Source organism: Jannaschia rubra (genome assembly GCF_001403735.1).
In the GTDB taxonomy this organism is placed as follows: domain Bacteria; phylum Pseudomonadota; class Alphaproteobacteria; order Rhodobacterales; family Rhodobacteraceae; genus Jannaschia; species Jannaschia rubra.
The window spans coordinates 190716-209420 of record NZ_CXPG01000009.1; the positions used below are offsets into that span (position 1 = coordinate 190716).

The window sequence follows — 18705 nt, forward strand, 5'->3', positions numbered from 1 at the left end:
GCATGTCCTTCGCAAGTGTCGGCCTGGCCGGTGTCGTCTTGCCGGCACGATCCGCTGGTCGAGACGCCGGTCTCCCGTCGACGCGCGCATCGGCTCGCCCGTCACCCGAGGGCAGGGAACCTGCGGAAGGAAACCTCCATCCGCCCCTGCCGGGTCCCGACCGCGCCGCAGGCCAGGATGCGCGTCGTCCCTTCTGTCCCGTCGCCCGCGAGGTCGAGCCGCGCAGGCCCGAACATGTCCGACGACAGCATGTCCACACCCTCTCGGACCGGGGCTCGAGCGCCTCCTGTCCGTCCATGAGGGTCAGGCGCAGGGCGTCTCTGGCCCGGTCGGCGGCGATCCAGCGTGTCATGTCAGCCTGTTACCACGACTTCTCCGCCGACGACCATGGCCCATGCAGCGCCGTTCCAGGATCTGTCGGAGGCGCTCCACCCGGCATCTTCCTGTTCCAAATACTCCCGCCGGAGGCTCCCGCCCTCCCGATCTTGGCACCGTCGCGTCGGCAGGCCGCCCCTGCCGGTTGACGGACCCGCCCCGCGCCGTCCACAGGAACGGAGGCAAGGCTGGAGGAAGACGCACGCATGAACGGATTTCTGACCGTCGTCCGCGCCCTGGGCGCCGTCAATGCGGGCGCGCTGAGGGTGGGTCGATGGGTCGGCGTGGCCTGCATGTTCCTGATGGTGGTCTTCATCCTGATCCAGGTCTTCTGGCGCTATGTCCTGTCGAACCCGTTGCCCTGGCCAGAGGAGGCGGCGCGGTTCCTGATGCTGTGGCTCATGGTGGTGGCGCCCACGGCCTGGCGGCGGGGCGGGTTCGTGGCGATCGACATGATCCGGCTGATCCTGCCGCGCGGGGTCGCGGTGGTCCTGACCCTCGCGCTCCTCGCTCTGTCGTTTCTGGTGCTGGTGACGGCCGTGCAAATCGGCTGGTCCGAGGTCACGGGGTTGGCAGGCAGGTTCAAGTCGTCGTCCCTCTATTATCCGACGGGCGACGGATGGGCCAAGCTGCCGCTCGGCTGGATGATGGCGTCGCTGCTGGCGGGGTTCGTCCTGCTCGCCTCCGTCACGGTCGAGTTGATGCTGCGGCAGGTCGCGGTGATGCTCGGCGCAGGCGACCGCCTGCCCGCGGTCCCGCAAGCCGACCCCGTGGGGGCAGAATAGGATGCTGGTCTGGTTCCTGCCGCTGTTTCTCGTCCTTCTGATGGTCGGGCTGCCGGTGTTCTTCGCGCTCCTGGCCGCGCCCGGCGTCATGCTGGTGCTGAACGGACAGGAACGCGACCTGACGCTTCTCTATCGCAACGTCTACAACGGGATGGACAGCTTTCCGCTGATGGCGATCCCCTTCTTCCTGCTCGCCGGAGAGATGATGAACCGGGGCGGCATCACCCAGCGCCTCGTCGAGTTCAGCCAGGCCCTCGTCGGACATTTCCGCGCCGGTCTGGCGCAGGTCAACATCCTGTCGTCGATGCTCTTCGCGGGCCTCTCGGGGTCGGCGGTGGCGGATACCTCGGCCCTGGGGGCCATGCTCATTCCGGCGATGGAGCGCGAGGGCTATTCCCGCCGCTTCGCCGCCGCCGTCACCGCGGCGTCGAGCGTCATCGGACCGATCATCCCGCCCTCGGGCATCATGATCATCTACGCCTATGTGATGGAACAGTCGGTCGCCGCTCTGTTCCTCGCGGGGATCCTGCCGGGCATCCTCGTGGGGCTGGGCCTGATGGCGGTGACGAACATCATGGCGCGGCGCGCGCCCGGCGCCTTTCCCCCCCTGCGCCGCCGGGCCGGGTGGGGCGAGAAGGGTCAGGCGTCGCTCAAGGCGTTCTTTCCGTTGCTCACTCCGGTCATCATCCTGGGCGGCATCCTCGGCGGCGTCTTCACGCCCACCGAAGCCAGCGCCGTGGCCGTGGCCTATGCAGCCTTCATCGCGCTGTTCGTCCTTCGCACGATGACATGGCGCGACCTGCCTGAGGTGCTGTCGCGCGCGGCCATCATGTCGTCGGTGATCCTGCTTCTGGTGGGTGCGGCGCTGGCCTTCAAGACGGTCGTGGCGCTCAGCCATGCGCCGGAGGCATTGGCGTCGCTGATCCTGTCGCTGTCGGACAATCCGCTGGTCCTCCTGCTTCTCATCAACCTGCTCCTGTTCGGTGTGGGCATGTTCCTCGACGCCGGGCCAGCGATCATCATCCTCGGGCCGATCCTCGGGCCGATCTTCACCTCGCTCGGCGTGGACCCGGTGCACTTCGCCATCATCATGTCGGTGAACCTGACGGTGGGGCTGGCCACGCCGCCCATGGGCCTCGTGCTGTTCGTCGCCTCGTCGGTTAGCGGCGAGCGGGTCGAGACCATCGCCCGCGCGATCCTGCCGTTCCTTGCGGTCGAGGTGCTGGCCATCCTCCTCATCACCTATGTCCCTGCCATTTCGCTGGCCTTGCCGCGGCTGTTCGGGTTCCTATGATCCCGTCGAACAGGGAGAAAACGCCATGAAGATCACGTCCGTACTGACCGCCGCCGCGCTCGCCGCCATGCTGGCAATGCCCGCCACGGGGCAGAGCGTCACCCTCCGCGCGACCGCCAATTCCAACGAGACCGATGAGGATTACGACGGTCTCGTCGTCTTCAAGGATTACGTCGAGGCTGCGTCGAACGGCGAGATCGCGGTCGAGCTGTTCATCGGCACGCAACTGTGCGGCAACGGCGCGGAATGCCTGCAAGGCGTGGCGGACGGGTCCATCGACGTCTTCGTGGCGACATCGGGCGGGGCGGCGGGGCTGTTTCCCTACATCCAGATTTTCGATCTGCCCTATCTGATGGCCGACGACCGCATCGCGGAGGAGGTGCTGACCAACACCGACCTGACCGCGCAGATGCGTGTCCGCGCGCTGCAGGACTCGGGCGACACGATCCGCATCATGACCATCGGCAACACCGGCGGGTGGCGCAACTTCGCCAACACCCAGCGGCGGATCGAGGGGCCGGACGACCTCAAGGGCTTGAAGGTCCGCACGGTCGTGGCCGACCTGCCGCAGGAGCTTGTCCGCACGCTCGGCGCGTCGCCCACTCCGATCCCCTGGCCCGAGCTTTTCACCTCGCTTCAGACGGGGGTGGTCGAGGGGACGAAGAACGGCATCACCGACATCATGGGCATGAAGTTCCCCGAGGCCGGCCTGCAATACCTGACGCTCGACGGTCACGCCTACATGGCCGCGATCTGGGTGATGAACAACGAGATGTTCCTGTCGCTGGACGACGACCTGAAACGCGTGATCGTCGACGGATTCCACGCGCTTCAGCAGGCGACCTTCGCCAGCCCCAAGCGCAAGTCCATCGACGCCTATGCCGATTTCGTGTCGGGGGGCGGCGATCTCTATGTGCCTACCCCCGAACAGAAGCAGGCGTTCCAGGACGCAGCGGCGCCGGTCCACGACTGGTTCGCCGCGAACGTCGACGGCGGGGAGGAGATGCTGGCCAACTTCCGCGCCGCCATCGCGCAGGCGGAGGAAAGCGTCGCCGCACGCCGCGCCGCGGAGCTGGAATGACCGGCGATCAGGCCCCGGTCGTGGAGGGTGGTAGCACCCGCCGCACCGGATTAGGTCTGGCGTCATGGACCTGAACCGACACGTCATCGCGGGCCACGGCCTGACCGCGACCTTCACCGAATGGGGCGCGGCGCTGGTCGATCTGCGCCTCGACGGCCATGCGCCGCCGCTGGTGCTGGGGCTGGACCGGCTGGCCGATTACGCGGCGGGCAAGTCGAGCTACATGGGCGCCACAGTGGGGTGCGTGGCGAACCGCATCGGCGGCGCGCGCTTCATGCTGGACGGGAAGGAATACCGCACCGACCCCAATTTCCGCGGCCGCCATACCCTGCACGGCGGATCGGCGGGAACGGGCAAGCGCGTGTGGGAGGTTCTGGACCACGAAGCAGACGCCATCCGCTTCGGCATCACGCTGGCCGATGGCGAGATGGGGTTTCCAGGCAACGTGCGGATCGAGGCGCTTTTCACCTGCGCGCCCGGCACGATGCTGCGGATCGACTATCGCGCGACGACAGATGCGCCCACACCCTTCAACCTGGCGCATCATACCTACTGGAATCTCGACGGGTCCGATGACGTGTCCGGCCACGTCCTGACAGTGCGCGCCGACCGCTATGTGCCGGTGGATGACGACCAGATCCCCACCGGCGTCGCCCCGGTCGACGGGACGGAGTTCGATTTCCGCGCCGGCCGGAACTTGCCGGGGCAGGGGCTGCTCGACCACAACCTTTGCCTGTCGGAGGTCCGCACGCGCCTGCGCGACGTGGCGGTGCTGCGGGCGCGGGGCATGATGATGACCATGGCCACGACCGAGCCGGGATTGCAGGTCTATGACGGGGCCAGGCTGAACCTGTCGGTCCCGGGCATAGACGGCCGCCGCTACGGCCCTCACGCCGGTGTCGCGCTGGAGGCGCAGGTCTGGCCCGATGCCGTCAATCGGCCGGCCTTTCCGCCCTGCATCCTGCGACCGGGCGAGACCTATGAACAGACGACGACCTTCAGATTCTCGAAAGGATAGACGATGGCGTTTCAGGACTGGATGAAGGAAGCGAACCTTGTCGGCGGCGAATGGACCGGCGCCGACGGCGGGGCCACGATCGACGTGACCAACCCCGCCACGGGTGAGGTTCTGGGCACCGTCCCCAAGGCCGGTCGGCCCGAGACGGAGCGCGCCATCGCCGCCGCCTCGGACGCCTTTCCGGGCTTCAGGGACATGGCGCTGAGCGACCGCTGCGCCCTTTTGGGGAAGCTGCACGATGCGCTGATGGACAACCAGGCGGACCTGGCCGAGCTTCTGGTCGTCGAGATGGGCAAGCCCATGGCCGAAGCGAAGGGCGAAATCGCCATCGGCGCGCAATACGTCCGCTGGTTCGCCGAGGAAGTCCGCCGCGCCAAGGGCGAGATCGTGCCCGCCGGCGTGAACGGCCGGCGCATCCTGGTGACGAAGCATGCCGTGGGCGTCGTCGGCATGATCACGCCCTGGAACTTTCCGTCGTCGATGCTCGCCCGCAAGATCGCGCCCGCGCTGGCGGTGGGGTGCACCGTGGTGGCGAAGCCCGCGACGGCCACGCCCTATTCAGGCCTCGCCTGGGGCGCACTGGCGCAGGAGGTCGGCTATCCGGCGGGCGTGGTCAACATCGTCACCGGCTCGGCCCGTGAAATCGCGGCGGCGATGATGGAGAGCGCGGCGGTGCGCAAGATCACCTTCACCGGCTCGACCGAAGTGGGCAAGGAGCTGATCCGGGGCAGCGCCGACACGGTCAAGAAGGTGTCGATGGAGCTGGGCGGCAACGCGCCCTTCATCGTCTTCGACGACGCCGACGTGGACCGCGCGGTGGAGGGCGCGATGGCGTCGAAGTTCCGCAACTCCGGCCAGACCTGCGTCTGCGCGAACCGCATCCTGGTGCAGTCGGGCATCCATGACGAATTCGTGCAGAAGCTGGTCGAGAAGACGAAGGCGCTCAAGGTCGGCGACGGCCGCGAGGAGGGCGTGGAGCAGGGCCCGCTGATCGACCGCGACGCGCTCGAGAAGGTCGAGGAGTTCGTGGCCGATGCCAAGGACAAGGGTGCCAAGGTCGAAACCGGCGGCGCCCCGCATGAAAAGGGCGGCACCTTCTTCCAGCCGACGGTCGTCACCGGCGCGACCGCCGTGATGAAGTTCGCCACCGAGGAAATCTTCGGCCCCCTCGCCCCCGTCTTCCGCTTCGACACCGAGGAGGAGGCGATCGCCATGGCCAACGACACCGTCTACGGCCTCGCCTGCTATGCCTATACCCGCGATCTCGGCCGTGCTTTCCGCCTGAATGCGGGGCTGCAATACGGGATGATCGGCATCAACTCGGGCCTCATCACCACGGTCGAGGCGCCCTTCGGCGGGGTCAAGGAATCGGGCCTCGGCAAGGAGGGCGGATCCCAGGGCCTCGACGATTATCTCGAGGTGAAATACGTCTGCATCGATGGCGTCTGACCGGCTGCCCGCGTCAGACCGGGTTCGGCGGCCTGCGACCTTCGGCGATGGCGACGGCGTTCTCCATCGCCATCCGCCCCATCCCCTCGCGCACCTCCAGCGCGGCGGTGCCCAGATGCGGCAGCAGCACGACGTTCTCCATCGCGCGAAGCGCCTTGGGCACATGCGGCTCGTGCTCGTAGACGTCGAGCCCCGCACCTGCGATGCCGCCCGATTGCAGCGCCTCGATCAGGGCCGCCTCGTCCACCACGTCGCCCCGCGCGATGTTGACGAGGATAGCGTGCGGCCGCATCGCCGCCAGCGCCGCGGCGTCGATGATGTGATGCGTCTCGGGCGAGGCGGGGACGGCCGTGACCACCACGTCGGCGGCGGCGCAGACTTCGGCGACGGACCCCAGTTGCCGCGCACCCTCGACCGTCTTGGCGGATCGGTTGTGGAACACGACGTTCATCCCGAAGCCCGCGTGGCACCGCCGGGCGATGGCGTACCCGATGCGGCCCATGCCGATCACGCCCAGCACCTTGCCCGACACATGCATCCCCAGCATCTGCACCGGGTGCCAGCCCTGCCAATCACCGGCCCGCACCAACCGTTCGCCCTCGCCCGCCCGCCGCGCGCACATCAGCATCAGCGTCAGCGCGATGTCGGCCGTGGCATCCGTGACTGCGCCGGGGGTGTTGGTCACGACCAATCCGGCATCCCGCGCCGCCTCCACGTCGATGTGGTTATAGCCCACGCCGAAGTTGGCGAGGCCCTTCGCGCGGATCGTTCCCTCGAAGGCATCGGCCTGGAAAGCATCGCCCAATGTAGGCAGGATCACGTCGTGATCTGCCAGGGCCGCACGGCATTCGTCCAGCGTCATCGGTTGCGTCGTGTCGCGGCAGGTCACATCGAACCGCGCGCGCAGCGCCTCCATGACGCTGTCGGGCAGGGCGCGGGAAACGAGAAGCCGGTCCATCAGTGCATCCTCCCGCCGAGCGGCACATCGCGGTCGGGCGCCAGCAGCACGACTTCGCCATCGGCATCGGGCAGGCCAAGGACGAGAACCTCGGACATGAAGCTGCCGATCTGGCGAGGCGGGAAGTTCACGACGGCCAGGATTTGCCTGCCGGGCAAGGATTCCGGCGAATAATGCGCCGTCAGTTGCGCGCTGCTCTTGCGCTCGCCGATCTCGCCGCCGAAGTCGATCCAGATCTTGATCGCCGGCTTGCGCGCCTCGGGGAAGGGTTCGGCGCGGGTGACGCGGCCGACGCGGATGTCGACCTTGAGGAAGGTATCGAAATCGATCCGGGTCATGCGCGAAGCTCCCTCGACCGGTCGGCAGCCGCCCGGACGGTGCGGATCATGAGATCCGGCAGTTCCTCCATGAGGACGGCGAGCCCCGCCTGCGTCGTGCCGCCGGGCGAGGTGACGTTCTCGCGCAACTGCCCCGGCGCCTCGCCTTTCATGGCCAGCGCGCCCGCTCCGGCGACGGTGGCGCGGGCGAGGCGCAGGGCCAGGTCCGGCGCCAGGCCCTGCGCCTCGCCCGCGGCGGCCATCGCCTCGATCATGTGGAACACATAGGCCGGGCCCGAGCCCGACAGGCCGGTGACGGCGTCCATCTGTTCCTCGCTATCCAGCCGGACGACCTCGCCCACGGCAGAAAGGAACTGCTCGGCCAGGTCCAGGTCGGCCTGCGTGGCCGCGCCGTTGCCGACGATGGCGGTGATGCCGCGGCCAATGGCGGCGGGCGTGTTGGGCATGGCGCGCACGACGCGGGCACCCGTGCCGAAGGCGGCTTCATAGGCGGCGATCGGCGTGCCGGCCGCAACGGTGACGAACAGCGTGTCCGACAGGCCCCGCAGGCTGGGCAGCGCGTCGCCCATCATCTGCGGCTTGACCGCGATCAGCGTGATGGCGGGCGCGTCGGGCAGGCCGGCGTTCAGCGCGACCCCGGTGCCCCGCAGCCAGTCCGAGGGATGCGGGTCGATGACCGTGACGGCACCGGGCGACAGCCCCCGGTCCAGCCAGCCCTCCAGCATCGCGCCGCCCATCTTGCCGCAGCCCAGCAGCACGACGCCGCGCGTATTGATATCCGTGAAATCCATGATCGAACCCTCCGCCTGGCGGAGCCTAGGGTGCGGCGGCCAGAAGGAAAAGCTCAGGCGTGACCGTAGGCTTCGGCCATGGCGATCTGCATGGCGTCGACGGGATGACGTCCGCCCCAGCAGACCAGTTGCAGCGCGGGATAGTAGCGTTCGCCCGCGACGATGGCCTCCGCGACCATCTGGTTGATTTGTTCCACCTGCGCGCAGGCGCCGCCGGCGAGCACGAGGCCATAGCGATAGACCATCATCTTCTGGTCCGTCCAATAGCTGAACGATCCGGCCCAGCACTGGTCATTCACCAGGTTCAGCACCTCGTAGAGACGCGGCAGGCTCTGCTCCGGCGGCTCCATCTCGAAGCAGCATATCAGGCGCAGCGTCTCGTCGCTGTGCGACCAGGCGAGCGTGACGGAATAGCTGCGCCACTGCCCCTCGACCACCATGGCGATCTGATCCTCGCCCACGCGGTCGAAGTCCCACTCCTGGGTTTCGGCCACCGTCTCGACCAGGTCGATCGGATGCAGGTCGCCCGTCTCCGAGAATTGCTGGCGCTGGTGGAGCATATATAGCCCTTCCGCTTGAGCCCATAGACGTTGGGAACAGGCCAAGGCGTATGACGCCCCTCGTGTTCCCGACACAAGATATGGTGCAGGGTGCCCGCGGGCCTGTAAAGGGCCGTCACCGTCTTCTCCACAACTTATGTCCCGCGCGGGCGGGGTTGTGTCGCCAGCGCGGTCCGCTAGCCTTCGGCGAAAGCAGGAGGGGATGGAATGGACCTGAACGGATGCGTGGCCGCCGTCACCGGCGGGGCCGGGGGCTTGGGGGCGGCGGTGGCGCGGCAGGTGGCACATGCGGGCGGGTCGGTCACGATCCTCGACCTGGACGACAAGGGGGCTGCGCTGGCCCGGAACCTCGGCGGCCGGTTCCTCAAACTCGACGTGACCGATGCGGCCGCCTGCGCGGAGGCGCTGGCCGAGGTGGCCGAAAACGGGCGTCTCGACCTCATGGTGAACTGCGCCGGCGTGGCGCCTGCGGCGCGAACCGTCGGCCGAAACGGGGCGCACGACCCGGATCTGTTCGCCCGCGTCGTCGCGATCAACCTGACGGGCACCTTCAACTGCGCCACCGCCGCCGCCGCGATCATGGCGGCGCAGGAGGGGCGCGGGCCGGACGGCGAGCGGGGCGTGATCGTGAACACCGCCAGCGTCGCCGCCTATGAGGGACAGGTAGGCCAGATCGCCTATGCCGCATCGAAGGGCGGCGTGGCGGCCATGACCCTGCCCATGGCGCGCGACCTCGCGTCGCTGGGGATCCGCGTGGTCGCGGTGGCGCCCGGTCTGTTCCTCACGCCCATGCTGGAGGGGTTGCCGCAGGAGGTGCAGGACAGCCTCGGCGCGCAGGTGCCCTATCCCGCGCGGCTGGGCCAACCGGACGAATTCGCCGCGCTGGTCGCGCATATCGCCGCCAATCCGATGCTGAATGGCGAGGTGATCCGCCTCGACGGCGCGATCCGCATGGGGCTGCGGTGACCGAAGCCGCGACGTGGCGGCCCTTGTCCTGGACCCCGCCCGAGGCGCTGGAGGGACGGTGGGCCCGGCTGGAACGCCTGTCACCACGCCATGCGGCGGCGCTGCACGCAGCCAATCCGACGGTGGCCGACCACTGGCGCTATCTGGCCTATGGGCCGTTCCAGACGGCGGAGGCCTACGGCGACTGGGTCGCGGGCGCCGTCGCCCTGGAAGACCCGGCGTTCTACGCCGTGCGGAGCGTGGCCGGATGGACCGGCGTTCTGGCGCTGATGCGGGTGGACCGCGCCAACGGCGTGATCGAGATCGGGCACATCGCCTTTTCGCCCGGGCTGCAACGCACGCCTGCGTCGACCGAAGCGATCCACCTGCTGCTCGACCACGCCTTCGCGAGCGGGTTCCGGCGGGTGGAATGGAAGTGCAACGCGGAGAATGCTCCGAGCCGGCGTGCCGCATCGCGGCTGGGCTTCACCGCCGAAGGCGTCTTCCGCCAACACATGATGGTCCGGGGCCGCAACCGGGACACCGCGTGGTTCTCAATCATCGATACGGAATGGCCGCGTTTGCGAAAGATGCACCGACGTTGGCTCCGCCCCGGCAATTTCGATGTGGAGGGTCGCCAGAAGACGCCGCTCTCCGGCCCGAAGACCTAGACGACGCGGCGGTCGTCCAGCCGCTCCGCGATGAGGCGGCGCAGGACGGGACGCAACTCGTCCATCGTGCGCGCGGCCAGCCCCTGGGTTTCGGCCAGAAGGACGGCGTCATGCCCGGTTCGGGCGAGCCCGGTCAGGAACTCCGCGACGAACCGGGGCGAGACCCGCTCGTCCGACAGCAGGCGGTCGGCATGGATCAGGTCTTCGGACAGGGCGAGACGGTCCGGCTCGACGCTTTCGGAGCCGATAACCCGCAGGCCGCGGGGCCGCAGATCGTGAGGCAGATGGCGCAGGATGGCCTGCTGGAAGACGGCGAGGCTTTCGACGGGCTTCGGCAGGAACCCGTCGGCACCGGCCGCCATCGCCTCGGCTTCGACCGCATCGGGGGCCTGGCCCGAGGTGGCCAGCAGGACGTTGGGCCGCTGCGTCGCGCGCGCCAGCCGGGCGATCAGGTCAAGCCCCGAACCGTCGGGCAGGCCCAGATCCACGATGGCCACGCCCGGGCGGTAGGTCAGCAGGTGCCGTTCGGCCGAGGCCATGCAATCCGCCCGCCGGATGCGCGCGCCCGACCGCAGAGCCAGCAATCGCACCGCCTCCGACGCGAAGCGGCTGTCCTCCACCAGAAGGACCGTCTGGCCCAGAAGCGGCCGCTGTGCCGTCGGCGCGGGTCTCGCCCCGAGATCGGGACGCGGCTGGTCGGTGTCGGTCGTGTGGGGCGCGGGCATGGTCGAATCTCCTCGGCTGACCGCGCCACTTTGACGCGATCATCCCTAACGAAAGGTGAACGGCAGGCCTCGCCTTGCCCGAAGGTCGCCGGATGCCCATAACCGGCCAAGGAAACCACCCCCGGAGGGCCCCCGCATGATCGGCAAGTTGAACCACGTGGCCATCGCAGTCCCCGACCTTGGCGCCGCGGCCGCGCAATACCGCGACACGCTCGGCGCCCACGTGAACCCGCCGCAGGATGAGCCCGACCACGGCGTCACGGTCGTCTTCATCGACTTGCCGAACACCAAGATCGAGCTTCTGCATCCATTGGGCGACGACAGCCCCATCGCCGGGTTCCTCGCCAAGAACCCGTCGGGCGGCATCCACCACATCTGCTACGAGGTCGACGACATCATGGCGGCGCGCGACCGTCTGACGGCAGCCGGGGCGCGCGTCCTGGGCGACGGGACGCCGAAGATCGGCGCGCACGGAAAACCCGTCCTGTTCCTGCATCCCAAGGATTTCACCGGCACGCTGGTCGAGCTGGAGCAGGTCTGATGAGCGTCTTCTCGGCCTTCGTCGTGTTCGCAATGGTCTGGGCAATGGTCTTCCTGATCGGCCTTCAGGTCGGTCAGGACACGCAGGGCGACCGGGGGGAACGGGTGCCGGGGACGCCCTTGTCCTCACCTGCGGAGTTCCGTCTCTGGCGGCGCGTCTTCTGGGCGACCGTGATCTCGCTCGTCATCTGGGGCGCGCTCGTCTGGTTCATCCTGTCGGGGATCGTGACGATCGAGGACCTGCGGCGCTGGACCGGTGGCCCGACACTCGACATCTAGCGCCCCGTCAGGCGGTGGAACTGGTGGGTGAAGGCGGCGGCGCCCACCACCGGAACCAGAAGGTTCAGGATGGGCACCGACAGCGGCACGGCCATCAGGACGCCCAGACCCCAGATCCGCGCGCGATAGCGGGCGCGATAACCCGCCGCCCCTGCACGGTCCATCCGGCGCAAGGCCACCATCTGCGCGTATTCCCGACCCAGCAGAAAGCCGTTCACCGCCCAGAATATGAACAGCGCGAAGGGCGCGAGCAACAGATAGGCCACCAGCGCCAGCAGGTTGACCGCGACGACCAGAGCAAGGAAGCCCGCGCTTTCCGCGATCATCTCGCCCCATCCCTGCGACCGGGCGGGGGGCAGGCCAGGATAGTGCCGATCCTCGACCGCCTGGGCGATCCGGTCGAGAAACAGCCCGGTGAAGGCCGAGGCGACGGGCACCATCAGGAACACCGACGCGATCAGCGTGACGGGCAGGACTGTCCATCCGGCCGCGTCGTCGAGCCACGTCACCTCGCCCAGCCATGGCAGGGTGACGGAGGGCCCGACCAGCGCGTTGACGCCCCAGACCGCAAGCGCCGAGAACGCCGCCAGCAGCGCGACCGACAGGCCCACGCCCGCCAGCAGGACCCGGCGGAACCGCGGGTCGCCCAGCTGGCCGATCGCGCCGAGCGCGTCGCCGATCACGCGTCGCGCCAGTCGGCGCGGGCTGAAAGGTCCGGCCGCGGCCGGTCGCTCGGCACCGTCGTCTCGGTCCCGATGACGATGAACCCCGCGACCCATTCGCGCGGCCCCAGATCCAGCCCGTCGTCCAGCCACGTCCGGTCGAGCGCGGTCCACCCGGTCAGCCAGTTCGCCCCCCAGCCCGAGGCCATCGCCGCATTGACCAGCGACAGGCAGACGGCACCAGCGCTCAGCGTCTGCTCGACCTCCGGCACCTTTTCGGAGTCGGCCGGCGAGGCGACGACGGCCACGATCAGCGGCGCGTCGCGGAACATCGCCTGCTCCTTGGCGAGCTTCTCGGGCGGCATCCCGCGTTCCGCCCCCAGGCGCGCGGTCAGCCCGGCCAGCCGGTCGAGCGCCGCGCGTTCCAGCACGATCAGCCGCCAAGGCTCCAGCTTGCCATGATCGGGCACGCGCAGGGCGGCGGTCAGGATGGGCTCCATCGCCGCGCGGTCGGGCGCGGGCTCCGCCAGCGTCTTGGCGGGGCGCGACCGGCGCGTCAGCAGGAACTCCATCGTGTCGGGTCGGGGGGCGAGCGGCGTCATGGCAGTATCCTCGGGCAAGTTCGCCATCATGTCGCGTGGGATGGCGGCGCATTCAAGACGGATGACGCGGGGGCGGGATCAGGCCCCGTCCGCGGCGTCCTTCGCCTTCTTCGCTGCGGGTTTCTTCGCCGCGGGTTTCTTCGCGGCCGCCTTCTTGGGCGCCGTTTTCTTGGCAGCGGGCTTCTTCGCCGCCGTCTTGCGCTTGGGCGATTTGGCGGCCTTGGCGGCAATCAGGTCGACCGCCTGCGCCATGGTCAGGTCTTCGGGCGCGATGTCCTTGGGCAGGGTCGCGTTCACCTTTTCCCATTTCACATAAGGCCCATAGCGCCCTTCCATGACATTCACCGGGCCACCGTTCTCGGGGTGTTCGCCCAACTCCCGCAGTGGGGCGGCCGCCTGACCGCGCTGCCCCCGCTTCGCGAGCTTCTCGGCCAGCACCTCGACCGCCCTGTTCATGCCGATGGTGAAGATCTCCTCCTCGTCGGGGAGGTTGGCATAGACCTTGTTCCACCGGACGTAAGGACCATAGCGCCCGAGGTTCGACTCGATGGGGGCGCCGTCGTCCGGGTGCGTCCCGATGTGACGGGGCAGCGACAGAAGCTGCAAGGCGCGGTCCAGATCGACCGTTTCGGGCGCCCAGGCCTTGGGCAGGCTCGACCGCTTGGGCTTCGGCGTTTCCTCCGTCGCCTCGCCCAGTTGGACGTAAGGCCCGAAGCGGCCCGATTTCAGATGGACCTCGAGCCCGGATTCCGGCTCGACTCCCAGCATGACGTCGCCGATGGGCGCCTTGCCGTCGTCGCCCCCCGGGGGCGCGAAAGGCCGGGTATAGCGGCACTCGGGATAGTTGGAGCAACCGATGAAGGCGCCGCCGGAACGGGCCGTCCGCATGGACAGACGCCCCTCGCCGCAGTTGGGGCAGAGCCGCGGGTCGCTGCCGTCTCCCTTGTCGGGGAACAGATGCGGCTCCAGCACCTCGTTGATCTTGTCGAGGACGTCGGTGATGCGAAGCTCCGATGTCTCGCCGATGGCGGCCGAGAAGTCGCGCCAGAACCTGTCGAGCACGTCGCGGTAGTCGCGGTCGCCCGCAGACACCTCGTCCAGCTCCTCCTCCAGCCCCGCGGTGAAGTCGTAGCTGACATAGCGGCGGAAGTAATTGGACAGGAAAGCCGTCACCAGCCGCCCCTGATCCTCAGGGAACAGGCGGTTGCCTTCCTTGCGGACATAGCCGCGATCCACGATCGTCGACAGGATGCTGGCGTAGGTCGAGGGCCGCCCGATCCCCAGCTCCTCCATCTTCTTGACCAGCGTCGCCTCGGTGTAGCGGGGGGGCGGCTGGGTGAAATGCTGCTGGCCCAACACGGCATCGGACGGCGCACGGATCAGTGCGTTCTCGCTCGTCTCGTCGGCATAGGCGGCGACCTTCCTGGCGTCGTCGCCTTCGTGGATCGCGGGCAGGCGGCGGTCGTCCTCGGATGTCGCCGCGTCGTCGTCGCGCCCTTCGGTATAGACCTTCATGAAGCCGTCGAAGACGACGACCTGGCCCGTGGCGCGCAGTTCGACCTGCTCGCCCGCGTCGCGCAGGGTGACGGTCGTCCGCTCCAGCCGCGCGGCCTCCATCTGGCTGGCCAGCGTGCGTTTCCAGATCAGGTCATAGAGCTTCTTCTGATCGCTTTCGAGGCGCAGATCCTCGGCCGCGCGTGTCATCTCGGTGGGGCGGATACACTCGTGCGCTTCCTGCGCGTTCTTGGCCTTGTTCTTGTAGATCTTGGGCTGCGACGGCAGGTATTCCGGCCCGAACCGGCCGGCGATCGCATCGCGGGCGGCCGTCACCGCCTCGGGCGACATGTCGATGCCGTCGGTCCGCATGTAGGTGATGTGCCCCGCCTCATACAGGCGCTGCGCCGTGGACATGCAGGCCTTGGCACCCATGCCGAACTTGCGGCTCGCCTCCTGCTGCAGGGTCGAGGTCATGAAGGGCGGGCTGGGGTTGCGGGTCGCGGGCTTGGCTTCGACCGAGGTGACGGTCAGGTCGCGGCTTTCGACTGCCTGGACGGCGAGCTCCGCCTGCGTGGCGTCGGCAAGGTCGAAACGGTCGATCTTCTTGCCGGCCAGCGCGACGAGCCGTGCCTCGAATGTCTGGCCGCGCGGGGTCTCCAGCATGGCCCGGACGGACCAGTATTCGCGGGCGTCGAAGGACTCGATCTCCATCTCGCGGTCGACGACGAGCCGCAGGCAGACCGACTGCACCCGCCCCGCCGACTTCGAGCCGGGCAGCTTGCGCCAGAGAACCGGCGAGAGATTGAACCCCACCAGATAATCGAGCGCGCGCCGCGCCAGATAGGCGTGGACCAGCGGCGTGTCGATGTCGCGCGGGTTCGCGATCGCGTCCTGCACGGCCTTCTTGGTGATGGCGTTGAAGGCCACGCGGCTGACCGGCGTGTCCTTCTTGAGGGCCTTCCGCTTGGTCAGCGCCTCCTGCAGGTGCCAGGAAATCGCCTCGCCCTCGCGGTCGGGGTCGGTGGCGAGGATCAGGTTCGGATCGTCTGCCAGGGCGTCGGCGATGGCCTTGAGGTGCTTGCGACTGTCGGCCGGGATTTCCCAGGTCATGTCCCAGCCGTTCTCGGTGTCGACGCTGCCGTCCTTGCCCACCAGGTCGCGGACGTGCCCGTAGCTTGCCAGAACGGTGTAATCCTTGCCCAGATAGCCGTTGATTGTCTTGGCCTTGGCCGGGGATTCGACGACGACGACGGGCATGGTGAAATCCTCGGAACTGCTTCGATCACTGGGGTTTTGCGGCCCGGCGGTGGGGCCGACCCCTTGGGCGGGGGACCATGTGGGGGGCGCCGGGGGATTGTCAATGCCGGGGAAACGACCCGGTCCGGCCCCCCATCGTGTGGCTTCGGGCCCCTGTCGCGCGGGTCACGGCAGCGACAGGACGGATCAGAGGCGGACCAGCCCGCCCCCCGCGCGGCGCGCGATCAGACCCGCGAGTTCCATCTCCGACAGGCGGGTGGCGAGGTGCCGGGACGCGACCGCCCCGGCGGCGGCCAGATCGCGCAGAAGCTGATCCTCGGCCACCGGAACGGGCGACAGAAGGTCGAGGATGCGCCCGTCGATGTCTGTGGCCGGCTCCAGCGCGGGGACGACGGGTGCTATGACGGGACGGGCGGTCGGGACGACGTCGTCGCGCAGCCCCGCCAGGACCTCCAGGATATCTTCGGCCCCGCGCACCAGCGTGGCGCCGTCGCGCAGCAGCAGGTTGCAGCCGGACGCGCGGCCGTCGAAGGGATGGCCCGGCACGGCCAGCACCTCGCGCCCCTGGTCGAGCGCGTCGCGCGCCGTGATCATCGAGCCGGACTTCGCCGCCGCCTCGACCACCACGACGGCCAGTGCCACGCCCGAGACGATGCGGTTGCGCCGGGGAAAGTCGCGCGCCTGGGGTCCGTAGCCGAAGGGACGTTCCGACAGGCTGCAGCCTTCGGCGGCGATGCGGGCGGCCAGATCCGCGTTCTCGGCCGGATAGACGCGGTCGAGCCCGCCGGCGTGCACCGCGACCGTGCCGCCGGGCAGCGACGCCTCATGCGCCACGGTGTCGACCCCCCGCGCCAGCCCGGACACGACGGTGACACCCGCCTTGGCCAGATCGCGGCCGAGCGCCCGCGCCATCCGCAGCGCCAGCGACGAGGCATTTCGCGTGCCCACCACCGCCACGGTCGGCCGCGCCAGAAGCGCCGGATCGCCTTGCGCCCAAAGGATCGCGGGCGCATCGGCCACGTCGTTCAGGCGCGCCGGATAACCCGGCGCCCCAAGCGTCAGAAGGCGCGCACCGTGCTTGCGCGCCGCCCTGATCTCGGCCCGCACCATGGCTTCGGTCGCGACCTCATAGCCGCTGTCGCCGGCGGCGCGCGCGATGTCCGGCAAGGCGGCAAGCGCGGTCCGCGCGTCGCCGTGTTCCGCGATCAGGCGCCGGAAGGTGGCCGGCCCCACGCGCCGCGACCGCGACAGGCGCAGCCGGGCGAACAGCTCCTCCTGCGGCGGGGGCGCGTCGAACAGGGGCAGGGGCGCCTCCGACAATTCGTCGGGCGGAAACTGGAAGTCCTCGGGAATCGCGTAGTCCATGGGGCGGCACCGTGGACGCCGGACCGTTGAGAAAGGGTTAACGCGCTCCGGCCGTCAGGTCGCCGAGCCGCCCACGGTAAGCCCGCCGATCAGCAGCGTCGGCTGGCCCACCCCCACGGGCACCCATTGCCCCTGCTTGCCGCAGTTTCCCATGCCGGGATCCAGCGCCATGTCGTTGCCGATGGCGCGGATGTTGGTCAGCGCCGTGGCCCCGTCGCCGATCAGCGTTGCGCCGCGCACGGGTTCGCCCACCACGCCGTTGCGGACGCGGTAGGCCTCGGTGCAGGAAAAGACGAACTTGCCGTTGGTGATGTCGACCTGGCCGCCGCCGAAGCCCACGGCATGGATGCCGTCGCGCACGTCCGCGACGATATCGCCCGGGGCGACCTCGCCGCCCAGCATGTAGGTGTTCGTCATCCGCGGCATGGGCGCATGGGCATAGGATTCGCGCCGCCCGTTCCCGGTGGGCGCGACGCCGGTCAGCCGGGCGTTCTGACGGTCCTGCAGGTTGCCCACCAGGATGCCGTCTTCGATCAGGACGTTGCGCTGCGACGGCGTGCCCTCGTCGTCGATGCTGATCGACCCCCGCCGGTCGGGGATTGTGCCGTCGTCCAGAACGGTGACACCAGGCGCTGCGACGCGCTGGCCCATCAGACCCGCGAAGGCCGACTGGCCCTTGCGGTTGAAATCGCCCTCCAGCCCGTGACCCACCGCCTCGTGCAGCAGGATGCCGGGCCATCCGGGGCCCAGCGCCACATCCATCACGCCTGCCGGGGCAGGCACCGCCGACAGGTTCACCACGGCGATCCGCAGCGCCTCGCGCGCGACGCCTTCCCAGTGGTCGCGCGTCATCAGGCCCTCAAGCCCGACGCGCCCGCCGCCGCCCGCGTTGCCGGATTCGCGGCGGCCGTTCTCCTCGACGATGACCGATACGTTCAGCCGGACCATGGGCCGCACGTCGCGGACCGACGCCCCCTCGGGGCGCAGGATCTCGACTTCCTGCAGGCTGGCCGACAGCGAGGCGGAGACCTGCATCACGCGCGGGTCGAGAGCACGGGCGAAGGCGTCGATCTCGCGCAGGGTGTCGAGCTTGACGGCGAAGGTCTGTCCGCCGATCGGGTCGTCGTCGCCATAGAGCCTGCGGTTGGTTCCCGCGGGCGCATCGGCCAGCGTGCCGCCACCGTCGCCCACGGCCAGACGCGCCGTCTCCGAGGCGCGCCGCAAGGCGGCTTCGGAAATCTCGGTCGAATGGGCATAGCCCGCCATCTCGCGCCGCACCGCGCGCAGGCCGAACCCTTCGGAGGCGTCGTAGCTGGCCGTCTTGACCCGTCCGTCGTCGAAGACCACGACCTCGGATCGGCGGCGCTCCAGGAACAGCTCGCCGTCGTCGGCGCCGGACAGGGTGTCGCGCAGAACGCGCAGCGCGACCTCCCGGTCGAGACAGGTGTCGAAGGGGCGAAAGGGGTCGGTCCGGTCGGTGGCGGGCATGGCGATCCTCATGGGTTTCTTCCTA

20 protein-coding genes are annotated in these 18705 nt (G+C 69.1%); 9 read left to right on the top strand and 11 right to left on the bottom strand.

Annotated elements, in window-relative coordinates; translation table 11 throughout:
* Positions 1 to 101: 101 nt before the first annotated feature.
* On the bottom strand, positions 102 to 251 hold the full coding sequence (locus tag JAN5088_RS18805) for a hypothetical protein (protein WP_158448456.1): 150 nt from the start codon (positions 249 to 251) through the stop codon (positions 102 to 104).
* A 330-nt stretch (positions 252 to 581) separates the two neighbouring features.
* Between JAN5088_RS18805 and JAN5088_RS01195 the strand changes: the two genes are divergently transcribed.
* The 5 genes from JAN5088_RS01195 to JAN5088_RS01215 all read left to right on the top strand — a co-directional run bounded on the left by JAN5088_RS01195 (position 582) and on the right by JAN5088_RS01215 (position 6002).
* On the top strand, positions 582 to 1160 hold the full coding sequence (locus JAN5088_RS01195; protein WP_055680964.1) for a TRAP transporter small permease: 579 nt from the start codon (positions 582 to 584) through the stop codon (positions 1158 to 1160).
* Between the two features lies 1 nt (position 1161).
* On the top strand, positions 1162 to 2454 hold the full coding sequence (locus tag JAN5088_RS01200; protein WP_055680965.1) for a TRAP transporter large permease: 1293 nt from the start codon (positions 1162 to 1164) through the stop codon (positions 2452 to 2454).
* Positions 2455 to 2479: 25 nt separating this feature from the next.
* Positions 2480 to 3535, top strand: coding sequence for a TRAP transporter substrate-binding protein (locus JAN5088_RS01205; protein WP_055680966.1), 1056 nt, complete (start codon positions 2480 to 2482; stop codon positions 3533 to 3535).
* A gap of 64 nt (positions 3536 to 3599) precedes the next feature.
* The gene (locus JAN5088_RS01210) at positions 3600 to 4553 is read left to right on the top strand and encodes an aldose epimerase family protein (RefSeq protein ID WP_055680967.1); all 954 of its coding nucleotides are present in this window, start codon (positions 3600 to 3602) and stop codon (positions 4551 to 4553) included.
* 3 nt (positions 4554 to 4556) lie between these two features.
* The gene (locus tag JAN5088_RS01215; protein WP_055680968.1) at positions 4557 to 6002 is read left to right on the top strand and encodes an NAD-dependent succinate-semialdehyde dehydrogenase; all 1446 of its coding nucleotides are present in this window, start codon (positions 4557 to 4559) and stop codon (positions 6000 to 6002) included.
* Between the two features lie 13 nt (positions 6003 to 6015).
* Here JAN5088_RS01215 and JAN5088_RS01220 read toward each other — a convergent pair whose 3' ends face one another.
* Genes JAN5088_RS01220 through JAN5088_RS01235 form a run of 4 tightly spaced genes read right to left on the bottom strand, consistent with a single transcriptional unit; the run spans position 6016 to position 8649 of the window.
* Positions 6016 to 6960, bottom strand: a complete 945-nt coding sequence (locus JAN5088_RS01220) for a 2-hydroxyacid dehydrogenase (protein WP_055680969.1) — start codon at positions 6958 to 6960, stop codon at positions 6016 to 6018.
* Positions 6960 to 7298 carry a tRNA-binding protein gene (locus JAN5088_RS01225; protein WP_055680970.1) on the bottom strand — a complete coding sequence of 113 codons (339 nt, stop codon included), beginning with the start codon at positions 7296 to 7298 and terminating at the stop codon, positions 6960 to 6962. The genes JAN5088_RS01220 and JAN5088_RS01225 overlap by 1 nt, the downstream gene beginning before the upstream one ends.
* Positions 7295 to 8089: a pyrroline-5-carboxylate reductase gene (gene proC, locus JAN5088_RS01230; RefSeq protein ID WP_055680971.1), complete on the bottom strand. Its 795-nt coding sequence runs from the start codon at positions 8087 to 8089 to the stop codon at positions 7295 to 7297. Before proC ends, JAN5088_RS01225 begins: the two co-directional genes overlap by 4 nt.
* A 53-nt stretch (positions 8090 to 8142) precedes the next feature.
* Entirely contained in the window at positions 8143 to 8649 is a 507-nt protein-coding gene (locus JAN5088_RS01235) for a type III secretion system chaperone family protein (RefSeq protein ID WP_055680972.1), read from the bottom strand.
* 207 nt (positions 8650 to 8856) lie between these two features.
* On the opposite strand from JAN5088_RS01235, the gene JAN5088_RS01240 reads away from it, so the two are divergent.
* Positions 8857 to 9615: an SDR family NAD(P)-dependent oxidoreductase gene (locus JAN5088_RS01240; RefSeq protein WP_055680973.1), complete on the top strand. Its 759-nt coding sequence runs from the start codon at positions 8857 to 8859 to the stop codon at positions 9613 to 9615.
* Complete coding sequence (locus JAN5088_RS01245) at positions 9612 to 10265, top strand: GNAT family N-acetyltransferase (RefSeq protein WP_055680974.1); 654 nt, start codon at positions 9612 to 9614, stop codon at positions 10263 to 10265. The genes JAN5088_RS01240 and JAN5088_RS01245 overlap by 4 nt, the downstream gene beginning before the upstream one ends.
* Here JAN5088_RS01245 and JAN5088_RS01250 read toward each other — a convergent pair.
* Positions 10262 to 10990 (bottom strand): response regulator, encoded by a 729-nt coding sequence (locus JAN5088_RS01250; protein ID WP_055680975.1) that lies wholly within the window; start codon positions 10988 to 10990, stop codon positions 10262 to 10264. The two genes, JAN5088_RS01245 and JAN5088_RS01250, sit on opposite strands and share 4 nt — an antisense overlap.
* A gap of 136 nt (positions 10991 to 11126) precedes the next feature.
* Here JAN5088_RS01250 and mce point away from each other — a divergent pair, with 136 nt between their 5' ends.
* Together mce and JAN5088_RS01260 are read left to right on the top strand one after the other, a co-directional pair.
* Complete coding sequence (gene mce / locus JAN5088_RS01255; protein ID WP_055680976.1) at positions 11127 to 11531, top strand: methylmalonyl-CoA epimerase; 405 nt, start codon at positions 11127 to 11129, stop codon at positions 11529 to 11531.
* Positions 11531 to 11809, top strand: a complete 279-nt coding sequence (locus JAN5088_RS01260; protein WP_055680977.1) for a DUF1467 family protein — start codon at positions 11531 to 11533, stop codon at positions 11807 to 11809. The genes mce and JAN5088_RS01260 overlap by 1 nt, the downstream gene beginning before the upstream one ends.
* On the opposite strand, the gene JAN5088_RS01265 is transcribed toward JAN5088_RS01260, so the two are convergent.
* The 5 genes from JAN5088_RS01265 to tldD form a co-directional block, all read right to left on the bottom strand.
* Positions 11806 to 12492, bottom strand: a complete 687-nt coding sequence (locus JAN5088_RS01265) for an EI24 domain-containing protein (RefSeq protein WP_055680978.1) — start codon at positions 12490 to 12492, stop codon at positions 11806 to 11808. The genes JAN5088_RS01260 and JAN5088_RS01265 overlap by 4 nt on opposite strands.
* The gene (locus JAN5088_RS01270; protein ID WP_055680979.1) at positions 12489 to 13073 is read right to left on the bottom strand and encodes a nitroreductase family protein; all 585 of its coding nucleotides are present in this window, start codon (positions 13071 to 13073) and stop codon (positions 12489 to 12491) included. The genes JAN5088_RS01265 and JAN5088_RS01270 overlap by 4 nt, the downstream gene beginning before the upstream one ends.
* Positions 13074 to 13151: 78 nt before the next feature.
* The gene (gene topA / locus JAN5088_RS01275; RefSeq protein ID WP_055680980.1) at positions 13152 to 15827 is read right to left on the bottom strand and encodes a type I DNA topoisomerase; all 2676 of its coding nucleotides are present in this window, start codon (positions 15825 to 15827) and stop codon (positions 13152 to 13154) included.
* Between the two features lie 186 nt (positions 15828 to 16013).
* Positions 16014 to 17192 carry a DNA-processing protein DprA gene (gene dprA, locus JAN5088_RS01280; protein WP_082429748.1) on the bottom strand — a complete coding sequence of 393 codons (1179 nt, stop codon included), beginning with the start codon at positions 17190 to 17192 and terminating at the stop codon, positions 16014 to 16016.
* Positions 17193 to 17246: 54 nt separating this feature from the next.
* Positions 17247 to 18692 (bottom strand): metalloprotease TldD, encoded by a 1446-nt coding sequence (tldD, locus tag JAN5088_RS01285; protein ID WP_233489684.1) that lies wholly within the window; start codon positions 18690 to 18692, stop codon positions 17247 to 17249.
* Between the last annotated feature and the right edge of the window lie 13 nt (positions 18693 to 18705).